Here is an 18060-nt window from a genome sequence, read left to right on the forward strand (position 1 = left end):
ACATAATAACCACCGGTCTCCGCGCCCGAGCGTTCGGGTGTGATGGGTCAGACGGTGACGCCGGCACGGTTCGGCTTTGCGCTGACGCCCAATCCGCTGGTGAAGGGCTATGGTCTGCTCTCCTACAGTGTGCCGCAGGCGGGTGCGGCGCGGGTGAAGGTGTTTGATGTCACGGGTCGGACGGTTGCGGAGTTCGGCTTTGTGGCGCAGGGCACCGGTACCCGGAGCCTGGATCTGCGGCAGCTGTCTGCTGGCATCTACCTCGTGAAGTTCGAGGCGGCAGGACAGAGCGCAAGCCAGAAGCTCATCGTCCAGTAGCGACTGCGAACGGATTGCGGGGGGCGATATCGCCCCCCGCTTTTGTTTTCAAGGGATTTCTCCACTCCGCCCTTCGGGCTCCGGTCGAAATGACTGGAGGGGGTGCGTTCGGGTTCCGGTCGAAATGACTGAAAAAAATATGCCTCGGCGTCGTCCGGTCGAAATGACCATTTTCCCCGTCATTCCGAGCGAGCCAAAGGCGAGTCGAGGAATCGCTCCTCCCTTCTGTCATTCTGAGCGAGGCGTAAGCCGAGCCGAGGAATCTCCTTTGAGGGATTTCTCCATTCCGCTTCGCTCCAGTCGAAATGACAGTTCCTTTAGTCATTCCGAGCTTGTCCCCCCTTCTGTCATTCCGAGCGGAGTGAAACGGAGTCGAGGAATCCCTTTTCAGAGATTTCTCGACTTCGCCCCTTCGGGGCTGCGCTCGAAATGACCCTGCGCCCCTCTGTCATTCCGAGCCTGTCGAGGAATCTCTTTTGAGGGATTTCTCCACTCCGCCCTTCGGGCTCCGGTCGAAATGACTGAAAAAATGTGCCTCGGCGTCGTCCGGTCGAAATGACCATTTTCCCCGTCATTCCGAGCGAGGCGTAAGCCGAGTCGAGGAATCCCTTTTCAGAGATTTCTCGACTTCGCCCCTTCGGGGCTGCGCTCGAAATGACCTGCACTCTTTTGTCATTCCGGGCCTGCCGAAGGAATTTTTTGATCAATTGATCAATGTAATCTGCAATCAGGAAATCCGATGGCTGGGTGTTCGGTGTAAGTTAAAACTTTTCAATGTCTTGGCGAATTGGACCCTGTGGCGGTCTATCCCCCCGGCAGTTCCCCCGAGGGTGGGGTTAATACCAGCGAGGGGCGATTCCGGTCTGGGTGGTGCTGTTTTGTGGAGAACGGTTTCAGGTCCGGGGCTTCACTCGCAGTCAATAAAAACAAGTTCAGACGTTCTGGTTTTCTGGCCGATCACAATGCAGATTTGGATATAAACAGAAACAGCTTCGTCGGATCGCTGAATCGGGCAGTCAGGTCCCGGAATGATGAGTCTGACAAAGCCGGTCGCGGTCTATCTTTTGCTTGACAGAGGGGTTTGACTTTTTATAATTTACCTGAAGTGGCTGCGTATGAAAAAAAGGAGGAATAATGCGCAAAGAGCATGTTGCTTTTGCGGCAGCTCCCGTAATCCTGTTGACAATTCTGGTATCAGTTCTGCCGGTAACCGCAGCGGAGGTTAATCACCGTCCGTGTCTGTGCAGTCCGCAGCTGATACCACTGCAGGGCAGTTCCCGAAATGCCTATCTCGCCCGGGTGCGCTATTCCGACCCGGACAATGACCCGCCCGCCAAGGTTGAGATTTACATTGATGGCATCGCCTATCCGATGCGACTGGTCAAGGGTAAGGCTGCCAGTGGTCTCTATCAGGCGCGGCTGACACTGCCTGCCGGTGAGCACAGTTATTATTTTTATGCTGAGGACATTAACGGTTTTTATGAGCGGTATCCCCGTTACGGCGCCAAGCCCGGACCATATGTGGGCAAGGGGAAGGAAGTTTATAACAGAATACCGGTGCTGACCAATGGCGGATATCAGGAGGATTTTACTACCGGAACCGGGGTTTATACTTTCACCGTCCGGTATCAGGACAAGGATGGTGTGAAACCCAGGGCGGTCAGAGTGAATATTGATGGCATCTGGCACGATATGGAGCTGCTGCAGGGTGAACCGGCAGATGGGATCTACTATTATCAGACAAAACTGTCCCCGGGAAACCATTTCTATTATTTTGCCGGGGTTGATCAGTGTGGCAGTTGTCAGCTTCATCCGGCATATGGCGTGATTCACGGGCCGAAGGTGAATGAGTGTGTTAATGAGGGGCCGCGTTTGGTGTGGCAGAAGGTTGATCCCTCAGCCGGCGACCGGGGAACGGTTTTTACCTATTATGTTGAATACCGGGATCCGGACAATGACCCGCCAGCACGGGCTGAGGTGTATATCAACGGTCAGCCCCATCTGATGCAGCGGGTATTCGGCAAAAAGTACTCCGGGCTCTACCGTTTCCGGACCAGACTTTATCCCGGGGCGTTTCATAATTACTACTTCTATTTTGAAGATGGCAAGGGTGGTTTCTACCGGCTTCCGGAATCGGGCTATTTTCACGGGCCGGTGGTTACTTTCGATCGCGGCTGTGAGCTCTAAAAAGAAAGAAGGAGGAGAGAAATGAAGAGCAAAAACATGTTACCGCTGGTTGCCGCAGCGGTGATCTTGGCACTGCTCGGGCTCGGTTGCCCGAAGTCCAAGGCGCCATCAACGCCGGTGATTGCATCGGCACCGGAATCAACCTGGATTAATGCGACAACACCTGTCCGGGTTTTCTGTACCGCACCCGGTAACAAGGATGTCCGGTATGTGGTTGACCTCGGTCAGCCGGACAACCGGATGGACACCTCAGATGTGACGACGAGCGGTGATACCACCTATATCTATCCGAAATGGACTCAGACCGGCACCTTCTCGTTCAAGGTGGCGGCATATCTGGATGAGGACCCAACCAAGATTTCGGAGTTTTCCGAATCGAAGTCAATCCGGGTGCTGCCGAACAGCCCGCCGCAGCTGGTCTGGTTTAGCGTTCCGCCGATGAGTGCCAAGAATGTGGAAACCGAATTCAAGGCGAGCGCAGTTGATCCGGAAAACGATTCAATTGAGTTCTATTTTGATTTTGGCGACGGCACCAAGAAGTGGTTTACTGACCAGCGGGTTGCTTCCGGTGAGACAGTGACCGTTTATCACAAATATGACCAGGTTGATACTTTCTGGGTGAAGATCAAGGCACGGGACTGGAAGCGTTCGGAGAGCGATCCGGATTCGTCCAAGATCATCATCGGTCTTGCCGGCAGAGTGCTCTGGGCGTTTGTCGGTCCAACTGAGGATTCGGAGCCGCCGGTTGCATCCCCGGTGATTGTGGACACACTGATCTACACCTATTGCGAAGACGGGTATATCTATTCAGTGCGGATGGGCAGCGGCAGGAAGCAATCTCAGGCGAGTTCACCGCGCGGGACTGACCCGGATGACTATTACTACAACGGCCATCCCGCATACTGTCAGTCAACGGGCCATATCATCATCGGTTCGGATGATGCCTTCCTGTATGCGCTCAATGCCTCAAATCTGAACCGGGCATGGAGCTGGAGTCCGACCGACACCGTCAATCCGGGCTGGGGTACGCCAGCGATCAACGGTGACAAGATTTATATCGCCAGCGATGCAGATACGCTTTACTACCTGCAGGATGCGGTCAGCTCCTGCTCGCGTCTGGGTGCCTATGCCCTGCCGGCGCCGGTGAGCGGGGCACCGGTGATTGACCGTTCGGGCAATGTGATCGTTGCCTTGGAGAACGGTATGCTCTACCGGTTTACCCCAACTCTGGCGCTGGATACAGTGCTGACCATCCGGCAGGGCACTGCGCTGACCTCACCGGTGCTGGATGAGGCGGGGGTAATCTATGTTGGTGATGACTCGGGCTATGTAACCGCCGTGAACGAAAATGGTTCGATCCGGTGGACCCAGATGGTTGACCCGGCAGGAATTTCCGGCATGGCGGTTGGTGTTACCCGGCTGTATGTGGGCACCGGACTCGGTAAACTGGTGGCGCTGAATCTGGCTGACGGTCAGACCGCTTGGACCAACACCACCTGCCCGAACAGCGTAGTCGGTTCACCGGCACTGGCAGCCAACGGTTATCTCTACTTCATGGATGATGATGATAACCTCTACTGCATCAGCCAGACCGATGGTGCCTGGATCTGGACCGCACAGTGCTTCCTGCAGGTTGGGGGCAGAGCCCGGCATTCCGGACCACGGCGGCTGGAGGTGGGTTCCAATCCGAGCCTGACGATTGCACCCAATGGTAATATCATTGTGGTCGGCGAGAACTATATGTACTGCGTGCTCGGTTACAGCGATGGCACACTCCATACCGGTGCACCCTGGCCCAAGTGGCAGAAGGACCTCTACAACACCGGTAAGAAATAGCACAAGGGCGAATAAGACAGCGGGCAGAGGATATCCTCTGCCCGCTTTTTTTACCGCAGATTTTGACACCCGCTGAGGTTCGGGCAGGATTAATGTTGTGAAAACTGACCGGTCCTTGAACAAACCGGATGCGGTCGCGCTGGTGTTGGTCCTTGCCGGGCTGGTGCTCCGGATTTTGACCGCCCGTGGCACCTGGCTCAATCCCGATGAGGCGCTCAATTACCTGATTGCCAATCAGCCAAATCTGACTGCAGTCTACCGGGCAAGCCTGACCAATCCCCATCCACCGCTTTATTTTTTTCTGCTTTACTGCTGGCGCCTGCTCGGAACATCGGAAATTTTTCTCCGTCTGTTTTCGGTGCTTGCCAGCGGTGGTGCGATCTGGTTTTTTTACCGGTGGCTGAAGCGGGCGATCAATTCAACTGCCGGTCTTGCCAGCACATTTCTTTTTGCCTTTCTGCCGGCACTGGTGGGCAACGGGACTGAGGTCCGTTCCTACAGTCTGATGCTTCTGCTTGCAACTGTCAGTCTGATGCTGCTGGAGCAGGGTGTGCAGGAAAACTGCTGGCAGGCGATGCTGTTTGCCGGTTTTTTCTCCGCACTTGCCGGCGCTGCCCATTATTCGGCACTGTGGTTTTCAATCGCTGCCGGAATTTACTTTCTGATTTATGTTTTCAGCCGGAAACTGAATTCCAGAGTGGTTGCAGCCGGGTTCACCGGTAACCTGAGCGCCGGGCTGGTGTATCTTCTGCTTTATCTGACCCACCTGAAAAATATCCGCAACAGCCCGATGACCCGGTTTGCGGTTACCGGCTGGCTCAAAGAAAATTATCTCCAGCCCGGGGAAAATCCGCTGGTCTTTATCGGCCGGAACACATTCGGTTTCTTCCGCTATCTCAGCGGCTCAGATGTCCTCGCCATTATTCTGCTTGTTCTGTTCATTTCCGGGATTACTACGCTTGCGCTCAGCCGGTCAGGCAGACGGCAGGCACTGCTGATTGTCCTGCCCTTGCTTCTGATGATCGCCGGTGCAGTTGCCGGGCTGATGCCCTATGGCGGGACAAGACACAGCATCCTGCTCGGTCTGTTTGCCACTGCCGGTATTGCCGGTCTGGGTATGGTGGAGAAACCGGTGTTGAAACGGATGTTGCCTGCTGGCTGCGGACTGCTTGCCCTGCTGAGCAATCTCCTGCTCAGTTATCGCGGCCAGCATATCAGCCGGGCTGATAACAGGCTTGACCGCATGCACCGCGCCATCGCCTATCTCCAGCTGAAGGTACCGCCCGGTGACACCCTGTTTACCGACTATCAGGGCAGTGCCCTGCTCAGCTATTATCTGGCAGATCGGACACAGCCGGTTGAGTTCTTCGGCAGAATGACCGGTGATTTCCGGGAGTTTGATTACGGCGGTTATCTGGTGACAAGCATTCAGGACTGGGACTTCAATCAGCACCGGCACCGGTTCGGGGCGCTGGTTGACAGGCTTTATCAGCATTACGGCTGGCAGACGGACCGGGTGCTCTGGGTCTTTGACGGCGGCTGGGGAATGCCGCTGATGCCGCGGGAGGAGTTCGGGAGAAATCTCTCGGTGTTTGCGGTGGTGCCGGAGCTGATCCTGCCGCAAGCCAGGGCGGAAAGTCTGCTGTTTGGAGCTGCCGAGCAGGCAAAGGAGCTGGGTTATCATCAGTTGCGCACCTGGCTCATTCCCTCCCGCTACACCTCGGTCCGGCTGGTTGAAAAGCTTCGTGGTTTCGGAGTAGAGGTGCTGACCTATGATTCTCTCTACCGGCTTGTCCGGCAGGAGCGGGCGCAGTTTGATCTCCGGCTGCCGGCGCTGGCATTCTGGCTGTTCAACTGCTATGAACCTCATCCCGAATTCATGTCCTATATGGCGGACGGCGAAAGCTACATCGCCGGTGATTACCGGTTTACCCTGCTCTTGATGGATTCAAACCGGGAGATTGCGGTTTACCGGCTGGAACGAAATTAGTCAACTGTTTGATTTCTGCCCTGCCGGTGTTAATATCCTTCCGAGAGTACCGATGAGCGAGGTTGAAGGATGAGCTTTCTGCTGTCATTGATAATTACCACCAGTCTACCGGAACTCCGAGACATCTGCAACTCGGCACCGGATTCGGCGGTAACCGTCAATGTTGACTGCGTCGTTACGGATGAGGCGTTTACCAGTGTGCAACTGTTTTACTCGATCGACAACCAGCAGTCCTGGACTGGACTGGCGATGTCCCGGCTCGGCACTCCGGGTTATGAAAGCACCTGGTATGCCCGGTTTCCTCTGCCGGCTTCAGGCACGGTTTACTACTACCTCCGGGCAGAGATACCTGAGGGTGCTGCAACCCTTGCTCCCTATAATTCCGCAAACAGCTGGGTTCCGCCGCTCAATCTGCTGGCGCTCGGCAATTATGACCCGACCGGTGATGCCCGCTCGCCTGAGGGTAACTGGCTGGATCTGACCGGATTCCGGGTCGGTTATTCAGCCGACCGTTTCTATGCCCTGCTGACCAACAACTATAACTCCTGGCCTCTCTACTCATTTCCTCAGCCCTGGTACATCTATTCGGTCGGGTTTGTCAATGCCGAGGCGCCCAGCGACTCCTATGTCTTTGCTCTCTGCTATGCTGATATTCCGGCGGTTTTCACCACCGGTCTCTACCTGATCAACCGCTACACCGGCGACTTCTCCCGGCTTGCCGGGATTGATGCCCAGACGAGCGGTAACCGGCTTTACCTCCGCGGGCTGATCGCCGATTTCACCAGCCATCCGAAGTTTGGTCCCTGGCCCAATAACTGCGGTTATCTGGCGGTGGCAGCCACTACGCAGTCGGTCTATCCGATTGGCGGAAACTATGTCCGGGACACCACCCTGCCGGCAAACTTCTACGCCGGATTTACCCCCGGTTTTACGGTTGGCACCAATCAGCCGCCGTTGCTGAGCGCGCCCGCAGTCACGCCCCGTTCCGGCGCACCGGCAGACAGCTTTCTCTTCTCGGTGCGGTATCAGGACCCTGATAACCACCTGCCGGTTGCGCGGACGGTGGTGATTGATGATGTTCCCTTCCCGCTTGTTGCCGGCAGTCACCGCTATCAGGGCGGGGTGATTTTCCGCACCTGGCGCTCCGGCTTTACCGCAGGCTGGCACCGGTTCTACTTCCAGTTCAGCGACGGCATGGCAACGGTCAGCACTTCTGTGGACAGCTTTCTGGTAAGTCTGACCGGTATGGATGGCAATCCTGCCGGACCGGCGGGCTTCATACCCGCAGGCTGTCCCCGGATTTTCCGGCACCAGCTGCCGGTTGCCACGAATGGACCGCTGAGGATTTATAACAGCGCTGGACAGTGCGTCCGGAACCTGCCTGCTGGCAGCCGGAGCTGGGATGGAACCGATGATCAGGGCAGAGTTCTGCCCGCCGGAGTTTATTCACTTTTCACCCGTGACCTCTGGCAGGAACGGGTGGTAAAGGTCAGGTAGGTAATTAGCAGAATGATAAACGGAAGGAGATAAATATGAAAAGGCTTCTGGTAATAATCACCGGGCTGATGCTCACCACCGGTTATGCCCAGTTCAGCAATCCGGACGCCAGTCTTGGCTTGCGGGCGGTGGTTGAGGCAGGAGCATTAGGGTTTCAGAGCCACAAGATTCAGTTCGGACCGCAGGGCACGGTATTTGATTATGTCAGATCAGGCAGGCAGAACATCCTGTTTCCGTTTGAGCGGTATTCACTGGAGCTGGTGCTGAAACCGCGTCACACCTTCATCGCCCTGTATCAGCCGCTGGATGTGCGCACGGTCACAACCCTGACCGAAAGGCTGATTGTGGACAGCGACACCTTTGAGCCGGGCACACCGATGAGCCTGCGCTACGGATTTGATTTCTACCGGCTTTCCTGGCTTTATGATCTGTGGCCCGATCCGGAAAAGGAGTTGGGGGTTGGTCTTTCCCTCCAGCTGCGCAATGCCAGCATCTTCTTTGCGTCGCTGGACGGCGAAAAACAGCGGGTCTATCAGGACCTCGGACCGGTGCCGATTCTCAAAGCACGACTGCAACTGCCGCTCAACCGGTCGGTCTGGCTCGGGTCTGAGATTGACGGCTTTTATGCCCAGGGCTCAGTGGTTACCGGCTCCACCAATGTGGAAAGTTCCTTCAAGGGGGCGATTCTCGATGCCTCGGTCCGGCTCGGTGCCCGGTTCAACCGGTTTCTGGACGGGTTTGTCAACCTGCGCTATCTTGGCGGTGGTGCCGAAGGTTAGCAGAAAAATCCGGAAAATCCTGATGCCAGCGGTTACACCTCAAACTGGCTCAGCACTTTGTCCTTTTCACTGGGTATTATGATGCACTGAGAAGCGACTTCTGGTTGGACTAAAGTCCTAATAACTTATTAAGCGGATTAACAATTAACTCTTCAATGGTTTTGTTCAGTGCCTGTTCCAGTCCGATTGTTTCTTTTTTTGCTCTCTCTTCAAGTTTCTGCCGGCTGAACTCATAGAGCGGAACGAAAAAGCCTTTGAAATCACCACCTTTTAAATCGCCGGTGTCTGTATACCGACCAGAAAAGGTGGTATCATCATTTACAACAAAATTATCAAGAAAGCGTTTATCATTTATTACCACATAGTAAGCATAATGATGTTTTGCTGGTCTCGGGGTGCGGAGATGGCTCGCAATCACTATCACAGCAGGTTCTGTTATTATATTCTTTAGGGTATCGTTCTTGAACTCTGTAGCCCTATCTGGACACAATATACACACTAAACCTACTATCCACTCTGGTTTTTCTTTAAGTTTAAAAGCACAATAATATGGGTCGGGGAGTAAGGGTAGACCTTTAGACTTGGTCTGGTAGTAAAGATCCGATACTTTCACCTTATAACGGTTACTTATTACAGTTAATAAGCCGTGGATGTCCTTGAACAACTGGTCGCACCATCTGTAGGTTTTATAAAAATTGTTTACTTTGTGCTCATCCATTCCGCTAATCATTTTTGCCTCCTTTATCTATTCCCAACTTGAAATCAGGCGGGTCTGGTATGTTTTTAAATTCAATCCCGGCAAATGCGGGCACATAAATCTGCCAGTCTGGGCATTCAGTTATTTGTTCAAAATCAAACCCTTTGAAAATCCGGTAACCGTAAAAGCCAAGGAAGTCCCGGAAATTTTCCAGGACATACCGCTCCTGCTCATTGGTGCTATATATCCGTTCCCTGGGAAAATCGCTGATAAACTTTTCTATTACCCAGAGAACCTCACCCCAGGTTAAATCCAGCCGCCTTTTTTCTATTTCCTCATCCGTAAGCCCGAAGTAATTCTTCGCGTGTTTTATTATCTGTTCTTCAATCACCGGATTACCGCCCCTTTTGCACTCAATCAGAAAGCAATAATCTTGCTCTTTATATATCCAGGCATCGGGCGAAGAACCGCCTTCAGCATTTATATCTTTTGCTCCCTTTTTCTTTTCTTCTGGTGGATTGGTTGCGATAGTAACAAGATATTTGTTTGGGCAGTTTTCAGGGATATTTGTTTCAATATTGCCCTGGAGAGCGAATCCGGCATTTGGATAGTCATATTCAGGGAGTTTGCTAAAAAGCTCCTTGAGGAAATTTTTGCGGTTTTCCCCTGAAAGTATACGCAGGGTCTGAATAAAGGCACGGGTGAGATTGTCTTCAATAAGTTCAGCATCTTCGCTCAGGTTGTAAGAGTAGAAAAGGTTGAGATGCTGGTCGGTCATTGAAGGAATACATATTATTGGAGAAATGGCTACTGTCAACGATTTTTAATCTGATTTGAACCGGGTATTACCCGGGTTCAGATTTCAGAGCTGAGTCTCTGTTTTCAACGGAACCTGCGCAGGAGCTGCCGCAGCTCCTCCAGGTCGGCTTCGTAGCCGGCACCGCCGAGCGCCTCCTCAGCAGCCGATTCCAGTTCCTGGTCCGGACGGGAAAGCATCCGGGCAACCGCCTCCATCGCCTCTGCAGTGCCTATCCGGCGCAGGGCATAGATCGCCGCCCTGCGCACACCCGGGTCCGGGTCGTTGAGACGCTCAATCAGCGGTCTGACCGCACTGGTGGCACGCAGTCTGCCCAGTTCTCTTGCCGCCAGCAGGCGGACCGGTGCCAGTCGGGAGGTAAGCAGTGCAATTAGCGGTTCAACTGCCTTAGGACCTAGATCCCCCAGTGCCTTCGTGGCGGCAAGCATCACATCCGGACTCGGGTCATTTCCTGCCGCCTCAGCCAGAGCCGGAATCGCCTCTTTATCCCCCAGTCTTCCCAGCGCCAGCGCAGTCTCAAACCGGACGATGACCGAGGTGTCCTGCTTCAGCAGGGTTATCAGTCTGGGCACTGCACGCCGGTCGCCCAGTTCGCCGAGCCTTTTTACGGCGTCGGCGCGGACCTGCGGGTCGGATGAATCGAGCTGACGCAGCCGCTGGCTGAACTCGGAGACACAGGCGGCAATCAGGATGAATATGAGGATAAATATTCTGGCAGCAGACACAGCAGTAGTATAACCGGGACAGCAACATAACTCAAGAAGATCTGGCAGCCTGGTTCATCATCAAGCCGGTTCCCGGCAATGCTACTTCAGATTCAGCTCGTCAACCATTGAGGACTCGCGGGCAGCGCTGCTCCACTGCAGACCGCTGACAAACGGCACAACGACCAGGGGTACCGGTGAGCTCCGGAGCACCTTGTTTGTCACCCCGCCGAGAAACGGTTTGCCGATGTAGCCTCTGCCCTGGGCGCCCATGACCACCAGCGAAACATTGTCATGATTGATCTGCTTCAAAATCAGTTCCGCAACCCCGCCGTAGGGAATTTCCATCTTGATTTCCGGTTTACCCAGGCTCTGCAGCCGGCGTGCCAGACACTTCAGCCGTTCAAGATCAATCCGGTTGAAGATTTCCAGCCGGTCCTTCAGATGTTTACCGATGATATGATCCTGAATGTGGAGCAGGGTGATCTTGCGGGCGCCCCGTGCGGTCAACTTTTCCAGGCAGGCAAAGGCGGCGTCAGCGTTCTCGGAAAAATCGGTGACATAGAGGACATGGTCAAGGAGGCTGGTATGCTGCTTTTCGTAGGCAGCAATGCTGGGAATTTTCACTACCATACCCGGCAGAGTCAGATTATGGAGCAGTGCGGATGCGGTGCCGCCGAGCGAGATTCTGTCCGACAGATTCCGACCATGGGAGCCGATTACGAGCAGCTGACACTTTTTTTCTTCAGCGGCATTGAGGATTTCCACCGCCGGCATACCGAACCTTATCTCGGTCTTCACCTGAAAGCCGGCATGAGTCAGCCGTGCTGCCTGGTTCTCCAGTGTCGGAATCTTGACCTCCATTGCGTCCTTCATGATACCGTTGTCACTGATGTTGAGACAGAAGGTGAGCAGAATCTGCTCGATATTCAGGACCTTGAGATTGCGGGTGAAATCAATCAGCTGTTCGGATGCTGGCGAGAGATCGGTCGCCAGCAGCAGCTTGCACATCCCACCGTGACTTTCACTAACCTTCATAATCCCCCCTTCTAAATTGTACATTTATTATACTACCGGCACGGCTCAAGTCAATAGATTATAGGGATTACGGGACTAATTATAAAAAGAGCGTTTGAAAGTTAAGTACTAAGGGTTACTGGATATAATTTTTAATTCGAGCAGTATCTCAAACGAGGAGTTAGAATTTCCGGTGATTTATCTTGCCGCATTTGTCCGGAGCCTGAGGCACCGTTTTAAGCGTGCAAGCCAGGTTCTTCCCTTGAGCAGGAAAAATGACCCGAGCGCACCGAAAACGGCGGCGATGCCGAGCCCAACCGGGCAATTCAGAGTGGCAAGTCCCATCAGGGTTTCGCGGAGTATCCGCATGGCGATGCGGCTTGGATATTAATTGTTTGACAATAGCCTACTTTTTTAGTAAACTATTATTAGTGCGGTTAACAACCAGAACCCGGTATGCGGTGCGCGCGCTGGCTTATCTCGGAAGTTTTTACGGCAAACGCAATGTGACGCTCAGGGAAATAGCCGAGCACGAGGGTATTACTGAGAAGTATCTGGAGCAGATTTTTTATCGCCTGACCCGTGCTGGGATTCTCAGAACCAGAAAGGGCCCGGGTGGTGGTTATGAACTTGCCCGTTCTCCTTCTCTGATCAGGCTGATTGAGATCATGTCGGCAGTCGGGGAGTCTGCGGCGCCGGTTTTCTGTGTTGCCGATGATAGGATTCAATGCTGTCCGAGGGACAAGGGGTGTCCGGCACGACCCTACTGGCGTAAACTGAAGCAGATTCAGGAGAATTTTTTAAAGCGGCATACCCTGGCTGATATCTGTGCAGGAGCAGGCAGATATGGCTAAGGCAATTGGGCTGCTTTCCGGGGGGCTGGATTCCTCACTTGCGGTAAAAGTTATTATTGAGCAGGGGATCGAGGTTGTTGCGCTGCATTTTGCTACTCCGTTCTGTACCTGCACAAGGAAAGGCTGTCAGCATGAAGCCAGAAAGGCGGCTGCGGTATTCGGCATTCAATTGCGCACCGTTAGGCTGGGTGCGGAATACATTGAGCTGGTCAGAAAGCCCCGCTACGGATATGGCAGCAATATGAATCCGTGTATCGACTGCCGGATTTTGATGTTTTCAAGGGCCCGGCAGTTTATGGAAGAGATCGGGGCGGATTTCGTATTTACCGGCGAGGTACTTAATGAAAGACCCATGTCCCAGAATTTGCAGGCACTGCGACTGATCGCCCGGGAGTCCGGGCTGGATGGCAGGCTGTTACGACCGCTTTCGGCAAAGTTTTTTGAGCCGACCATCCCGGAGATGTGCGGCATTGTCGACCGTGATAAACTGCTGGCAATCCGTGGCCGTTCCCGCCGGCCTCAGATGGCACTGGCGTCAAAAATGGGAATTTACGATTATCCCTGTCCGGCTGGCGGATGTCGGCTGACCGATCCGAATTTTGCCCGGCGTCTGCGCGACGCATTTCAGCATGGCGATGACTCAATGACCGACATTTTTCTGCTGCGTTACGGCAGACATCTCCGACTGCCAAACGGTATCAAGATGATTGTGGGCAGAAATGAACAGGAGAATATCGTTTTGAGAGCGGTGGCTAAGAATGGCGGTTATTTTGCTTTGGAGGCGCAGGATGTGGTCGGTCCGGTAGTGCTGGTCAAAAATACCGCAACACCAGCCGATATTGAGCTGGCAGCCCGTATCTGTCTGGCTTACAGTGATTATCGCATTCATGGTGACCAGCCGGTAGTAGTTGAACCGGGGGCGGAAATTGCTGTGTCGCCGATTTCCCGGGAACAGATCAGAGGTTATCTGATTTAGGAGGTGAAATGGCAAAACTGCCGGCGATTGGCAAGATCTCGGCAGAGGTGTTTAATGAATTAATCTTTCCGCATCTTGGGGCGGCGAATGCGGATATCCTTGTCGGTCCGCAACACGGTGTTGATGTCGGGATTGTGCACATTGGTACCAAGGCGGTGGCAATTACCACCGATCCGGTATTTATCGTGCCGGAATATGGCTGGCAGCGGGCAGCCTGGTTTGCAATTCACATCCTGGCTTCGGATGTGGTGACTTCGGGGTTGCCGCCTACCTACTTGGTGATTGACCTGAATCTGCCGATGATGATGACCGAGGAGGCGTTGAGCACGGTCTGGACAACAATTGATAATGAGTGTCGGAAAATGGGGATGGCGATTGTGAGCGGACATACCGCACGTTACGAAAACTGTAATTTCCCGATGGTGGGCGGGGCAACCGTGCTTGCAGTGGGGGACCTGGAGAGTTATGTTTCCCCGCAATTTGCCCGTGCCGGCGACAAAATCATCATTACCAAGGGGCCGGCGGTAGAGGCGAGCGGAATTCTGGCAACGATGTTCCCGAATCTTCTGGCAAGGGAATTTGGAAGGGAATTTGTCCGGAAGGCAGAGAATCTCTTTTACAAGATGTCGGTTGTTGAGGATGCGCTGACGGCGGTAGCAGTCGGCGTCCGGGATGACGGTATTTCGGCAATGCACGATGCCACGGAATGCGGGGTCTGGGGCGGGGTTTATGAGCTGGCTCAGGCAGCAGGCCTCGGGGTCCGGATAGAAAAAGAGAAGATTGTGATCGAAGATTGTGTTAATGAAATCTGTCAGTTCTTCAAAATCGACCCTTATCAGTCGATCAGCGAAGGGACATTGATAATTACCTGCCGTGAGCATAAGGCTGAAAAGGTGGTTGAAGCGCTGCGGGCAAAGCAGATAAAATCTTCCATTGTCGGCGAACTGGTGGAGCCGAGATTGGGAATGATACTGATTGATGACAATAAGGAAATGCCCCTTGAACATCCAACGGTTGACCAGTTCTGGGGAGCATTCTATGCAGCGCGGCAGAATTATGCGCAACTGGAGCAGTCGTGAGCGGTTTCGGAGGTGTATTCTTTAGCGGTTCTCCGGCTGAGTTTCAGGGGTTCATTGCTGTACTGCTGCACTACCTGTTTGAAGTCGGTCCCGCGTTAATTATCGGCTTCCTGTTGAGCGGAATTATCAATGAATTTGTGCCGGAAAAATGGATTGAGCGGCACCTCGGGGGGAGCGGGATAAAACCGATTCTCTGGGCAACGCTCATCGGTTCAGTCTTACCGATATGCTGCTGGGGTTCACTGCCGCTGGCGGTGAGCTTTCAGAAAAAAGGGGCGCGGCTGGGTCCAGTGCTGGCATTTCTCGTTGCCACTCCAGGGACTTCAATATCGGCGGTGCTGGTAACCTGGGCGGTGCTGGGATTCAAGTTTGCCATCTTTATATTCACCGCAGTTATTATCATGGGATTGTTGATGGGAATGGTGGGCGAGCTCCTTTTTATTGAACAGAGAGGCAACCCGGATGAGCGTCCCTGTCAGTGCTGCGCGGTGCCCGGGAAGAGGAGTTTTATCCAGCGGCTCCGGGCGGTTCTGAAATTCGCTTTCGTTGATCTGGTAAAGGATATCGGCTTGGAGACCATGGCCGGGCTGGTAATTGCGGCAATTGTTGCTTCATTTGATCCGGTGGGCAAACTGGTAAGCCTTTATCTCGGAGATTACCGCGGGTTCATATTCGCTCTGGTTTTCGGGATCCTGATGTATGTCTGCGCAACATCCAGCCCCCCCATGGTGGATGCATTCATCATGAGGGGACTGACTCCGGGTGCCGGGATCACGATGCTGCTAGCAGGACCGATTACGAGCTACGGCACAATCCTCGTCATCAGAAAAAAGTTCGGATTCAGCGTTCTCTTCATCTTTCTGGCGGTGGTTGCTCTACTTTCGCTGGGCTTCGGGGTGGTCTTTAAATTTATTTTTCAGTGAAGGAGGATAAATGAGATGGCTGGCGTTGATTTTGATTGCACTGCCTGCCTTTGCCTTTCATGGTGCGATCGCGGGCAGGGTCGTGGATGAGCAGGACCAACCGTTAGCCGGGGCACAGGTATGGCTGAGCGGTCACCCGAGCGGGACGGCAACTGATACTACCGGGAATTATTTTCTTGAAGTCCCGATGCACGGTGAGTTTCAGGTGGTATATCAGTTCATGGGTTTTAAATCCGAAACACTGAGGGTATTTGTGGCACATGGCGAACGGGTAAGACGGGATGTCATGCTCCATCCGGTAGCTCTTGCGGTGCCGATGGTGGAGACAAAGGAGCGCCGACAGACCATTCAGGCAGCGGAAACACCAGTACCCGCAGTGGTCATTCCCCAGTCTGTGGCGGAGCGGGCAGGAAAGTCCACTGTCGGCGAGGTGGCTACCATGGAAGCCGGGATTCAGCTGCAGAAACGGTGCAGCGCCTGTGAGGTCAGTGAGGTGTCAATTCAGGGGCTGCCCGGCAGGTTTTCACTGATTTTGTTGGAGGGAATGCCGCTCTTTGCCGGTCTTGCCTCCCGTTACATTCTTGATCTTGTTCCAGTGGAGATGGTTGACCGGCTGGAAGTGGTAAAGGGGGCATCCGGTGCGCTCTGGGGGAGCGATGCGATTGCCGGTGCGCTCAATATTCTGCTGCTTCAGCCCGTCCGTCCGCTTGAGGCAAGAGGAACATACACCCGGCGCAGTTACGGGAATGACCTTGCGGCGCAGGTGGGGAGTGCCCGCAGGTCACTGGGGTTCAGCCTGATGGGCGCCCATGGCGACCGCCAGCCGGTAGATCAGAATCTGGACGGAATTGTTGAGAATACCTTTTATCAGCGCAATATCCTGATCGGTAATCTTAGTTTTTATCCGGGTTTGGTCTGGCGGTTCAATCTCGGCGGTTCTTTTGGTGATGAAATCCGCCGAAGCGGGGTGGTGATTCCGGATACGGAATATATTAATAACCCGCTTGCTGAGAAGATCAGGACCCGGCGCTGGGATTTCTGGCAGCGTGCTGCCTATACTGCGGGCAGGAGTGAACTTTCCTGCCGGATTGCCCTGTCTGGGCAGAAGGAGACGGGTACAGTGGAAATGCGGGACTATTTCAGTCAGCAGTTCAACCTGTTCGCCGATGTCAGTGCCGAATTTCCGCATCTGCGATCCGGTATATCCTTTCTCCGTCAGCAGGTTCAGGACAGCCGTCTTTTTACTCAGCCCAGCCAGGAGGAGGATCTGGGAATCTGGATTGCGGGCAGGGAAATTGCCTTCACCGTTTTTCCAGTTGCGCATGAAATCCTGCCTGCGATCCGGCTGGATCTGAACTCGGTATACGGCACAATCCTTTCGCCTTACGGTGCAATAAAATTCTTCCCGGGTTTTGCGGAACTGAATTTTGCTGCCGGTACCGGTTTCCGGACCCCGATGGTAATATTTGAAAGCATGGAAAATCTCCCCGGAGGATTCCAGTATGCCATCCGCCGGGATCCGGACCTCAGCCGTGAAACCGGTCTGTCACTGCTCGCCGGGCTGGCAAGACGCTTTATCACTCCCTCCCTGATTGCCGATTTCCGGCTTAACCTTTTCCGACACCTGGTGCGGAATTTCATTGCGGCTGAACTTACCGGTGTGGATACTCTCAGCCGGCGTGCAGTGTTCTATTACTCCAACCGGGATGAGCCCATTTCCTCAACCGGAATCGAATTGTCATCGATATTAAATTTCCACACTCATACCAGCCTCAGTCTTAAGTGCTTTGTTCTCCGGGCTGAAGACCATCAGCATCGGACTATCCCCTTTGTCCGGCGCTGGGGTGTCGGTTACAATCTGAGTGTGAAGACGCCGGTCTGGAAGGTGGAGCTGAACACCGCCGGCGAACTTAACGGTCCGATGCTGGTCCAGACTGTTCTGTCAGATGGCAGGATTTTGGAAAGTGAATCGCCGGTCTATCCGGTTTTCGACCTGCGGTTGAGTCGGCAGCTGGGTATTGTCCGATTAAGTCTCGGGGTTAACAATGTTGGCGATTATCACCAGCTGCCCCGGTCTCATCATGAGGGCAGAACTGAATATTACTGGGGTCCGATAATCGGTCGCGAACTCTACGCGACTGTATCACTTAGCATCTGAGATGACCAGTTCCTTCAAGCGGGCAGTCATGGGTTTTGCCTTAAGGATGAGAACCGACCCGAGCGCACCGAACAGGGCGGCGATGCCCAGCCCAACCGGGCAGCCGGGTCTGCCGCAGCAGGGGCAGGTTGAGCCGAATGTAGCATAACCACCGGTTATTCCTGCCCAGAATCCCAAAAGGCGCAGGATGCCGGGCAGGAAGTGCCGGTGTTTGTTTTCCTTCATCTA

General features: G+C 53.9%; 16 protein-coding genes. 11 read left to right on the top strand and 5 right to left on the bottom strand.

Going from position 1 to position 18060, the window contains the following annotated elements:
* Positions 1-42: 42 nt before the first annotated feature.
* From ABIK48_06025 to ABIK48_06050, 6 genes are all read left to right on the top strand, one after another.
* Positions 43-318, top strand: coding sequence for a T9SS type A sorting domain-containing protein (locus tag ABIK48_06025; protein MEO0021716.1), 276 nt, complete (start codon positions 43-45; stop codon positions 316-318).
* Positions 319-1452: 1134 nt separating this feature from the next.
* On the top strand, positions 1453-2505 hold the full coding sequence (locus ABIK48_06030) for a hypothetical protein (protein MEO0021717.1): 1053 nt from the start codon (positions 1453-1455) through the stop codon (positions 2503-2505).
* A gap of 21 nt (positions 2506-2526) precedes the next feature.
* Positions 2527-4341: a PQQ-binding-like beta-propeller repeat protein gene (locus ABIK48_06035; GenBank protein ID MEO0021718.1), complete on the top strand. Its 1815-nt coding sequence runs from the start codon at positions 2527-2529 to the stop codon at positions 4339-4341.
* A gap of 97 nt (positions 4342-4438) precedes the next feature.
* Positions 4439-6331, top strand: coding sequence for a glycosyltransferase family 39 protein (locus tag ABIK48_06040; GenBank protein MEO0021719.1), 1893 nt, complete (start codon positions 4439-4441; stop codon positions 6329-6331).
* Between the two features lie 69 nt (positions 6332-6400).
* Positions 6401-7828, top strand: a complete 1428-nt coding sequence (locus tag ABIK48_06045) for a hypothetical protein (protein ID MEO0021720.1) — start codon at positions 6401-6403, stop codon at positions 7826-7828.
* Between the two features lie 35 nt (positions 7829-7863).
* Entirely contained in the window at positions 7864-8607 is a 744-nt protein-coding gene (locus tag ABIK48_06050) for a hypothetical protein (GenBank protein MEO0021721.1), read from the top strand.
* A 109-nt stretch (positions 8608-8716) separates the two neighbouring features.
* Here the strand turns inward: ABIK48_06050 and ABIK48_06055 are convergent, their stop codons facing one another.
* The 4 genes from ABIK48_06055 to ABIK48_06070 all read right to left on the bottom strand — a co-directional run bounded on the left by ABIK48_06055 (position 8717) and on the right by ABIK48_06070 (position 11863).
* On the bottom strand, positions 8717-9337 hold the full coding sequence (locus tag ABIK48_06055; GenBank protein MEO0021722.1) for a hypothetical protein: 621 nt from the start codon (positions 9335-9337) through the stop codon (positions 8717-8719).
* Positions 9330-10082, bottom strand: a complete 753-nt coding sequence (locus tag ABIK48_06060; GenBank protein MEO0021723.1) for a hypothetical protein — start codon at positions 10080-10082, stop codon at positions 9330-9332. Before ABIK48_06060 ends, ABIK48_06055 begins: the two co-directional genes overlap by 8 nt.
* Positions 10083-10186: 104 nt before the next feature.
* A complete protein-coding gene (locus ABIK48_06065; protein MEO0021724.1) occupies positions 10187-10846 on the bottom strand; it encodes a HEAT repeat domain-containing protein in 660 nt (219 codons plus the stop codon).
* Between the two features lie 81 nt (positions 10847-10927).
* A complete protein-coding gene (locus ABIK48_06070) occupies positions 10928-11863 on the bottom strand; it encodes a universal stress protein (GenBank protein MEO0021725.1) in 936 nt (311 codons plus the stop codon).
* Between the two features lie 410 nt (positions 11864-12273).
* On the opposite strand from ABIK48_06070, the gene ABIK48_06075 reads away from it, so the two are divergent.
* From ABIK48_06075 to ABIK48_06095, 5 genes are read left to right on the top strand one after another with little or no spacing between them, the layout of a single operon-like run.
* On the top strand, positions 12274-12696 hold the full coding sequence (locus tag ABIK48_06075) for an RrF2 family transcriptional regulator (protein MEO0021726.1): 423 nt from the start codon (positions 12274-12276) through the stop codon (positions 12694-12696).
* A complete protein-coding gene (locus tag ABIK48_06080) occupies positions 12689-13672 on the top strand; it encodes a hypothetical protein (GenBank protein MEO0021727.1) in 984 nt (327 codons plus the stop codon). The genes ABIK48_06075 and ABIK48_06080 overlap by 8 nt, the downstream gene beginning before the upstream one ends.
* An 8-nt stretch (positions 13673-13680) precedes the next feature.
* Positions 13681-14751 (top strand): AIR synthase family protein, encoded by a 1071-nt coding sequence (locus tag ABIK48_06085; GenBank protein MEO0021728.1) that lies wholly within the window; start codon positions 13681-13683, stop codon positions 14749-14751.
* On the top strand, positions 14748-15674 hold the full coding sequence (locus ABIK48_06090) for a permease (protein ID MEO0021729.1): 927 nt from the start codon (positions 14748-14750) through the stop codon (positions 15672-15674). The genes ABIK48_06085 and ABIK48_06090 overlap by 4 nt, the downstream gene beginning before the upstream one ends.
* Positions 15675-15684: 10 nt before the next feature.
* Positions 15685-17832, top strand: coding sequence for a TonB-dependent receptor (locus ABIK48_06095; GenBank protein MEO0021730.1), 2148 nt, complete (start codon positions 15685-15687; stop codon positions 17830-17832).
* Here ABIK48_06095 and ABIK48_06100 read toward each other — a convergent pair.
* Complete coding sequence (locus ABIK48_06100) at positions 17818-18057, bottom strand: hypothetical protein (protein MEO0021731.1); 240 nt, start codon at positions 18055-18057, stop codon at positions 17818-17820. The two genes, ABIK48_06095 and ABIK48_06100, sit on opposite strands and share 15 nt — an antisense overlap.
* Between the last annotated feature and the right edge of the window lie 3 nt (positions 18058-18060).

The sequence above is a fragment of the candidate division WOR-3 bacterium genome, from assembly GCA_039801085.1.
GTDB lineage: Bacteria > Hydrothermota > Tepidihabitantia > Tepidihabitantales > Tepidihabitantaceae > JAOABP01.

Bases quoted from the DNA above. Each gene is read 5' to 3' on its own strand.
- ABIK48_06055 (MEO0021722.1), bottom strand. From the start codon at position 9,337: ATGATTAGCGGAATGGATGAGCACAAAGTAAACAATTTTTATAAAACC.
- ABIK48_06070 (MEO0021725.1), bottom strand. From the start codon at position 11,863: ATGAAGGTTAGTGAAAGTCACGGTGGGATGTGCAAGCTGCTGCTGGCG.
- ABIK48_06035 (MEO0021718.1), top strand. From the start codon at position 2,527: ATGAAGAGCAAAAACATGTTACCGCTGGTTGCCGCAGCGGTGATCTTG.
- ABIK48_06045 (MEO0021720.1), top strand. From the start codon at position 6,401: ATGAGCTTTCTGCTGTCATTGATAATTACCACCAGTCTACCGGAACTC.
- ABIK48_06100 (MEO0021731.1), bottom strand. From the start codon at position 18,057: ATGAAGGAAAACAAACACCGGCACTTCCTGCCCGGCATCCTGCGCCTT.
- ABIK48_06060 (MEO0021723.1), bottom strand. From the start codon at position 10,082: ATGACCGACCAGCATCTCAACCTTTTCTACTCTTACAACCTGAGCGAA.
- ABIK48_06085 (MEO0021728.1), top strand. From the start codon at position 13,681: ATGGCAAAACTGCCGGCGATTGGCAAGATCTCGGCAGAGGTGTTTAAT.
- ABIK48_06080 (MEO0021727.1), top strand. From the start codon at position 12,689: ATGGCTAAGGCAATTGGGCTGCTTTCCGGGGGGCTGGATTCCTCACTT.
- ABIK48_06025 (MEO0021716.1), top strand. From the start codon at position 43: ATGGGTCAGACGGTGACGCCGGCACGGTTCGGCTTTGCGCTGACGCCC.
- ABIK48_06030 (MEO0021717.1), top strand. From the start codon at position 1,453: ATGCGCAAAGAGCATGTTGCTTTTGCGGCAGCTCCCGTAATCCTGTTG.
- ABIK48_06095 (MEO0021730.1), top strand. From the start codon at position 15,685: ATGAGATGGCTGGCGTTGATTTTGATTGCACTGCCTGCCTTTGCCTTT.
- ABIK48_06050 (MEO0021721.1), top strand. From the start codon at position 7,864: ATGAAAAGGCTTCTGGTAATAATCACCGGGCTGATGCTCACCACCGGT.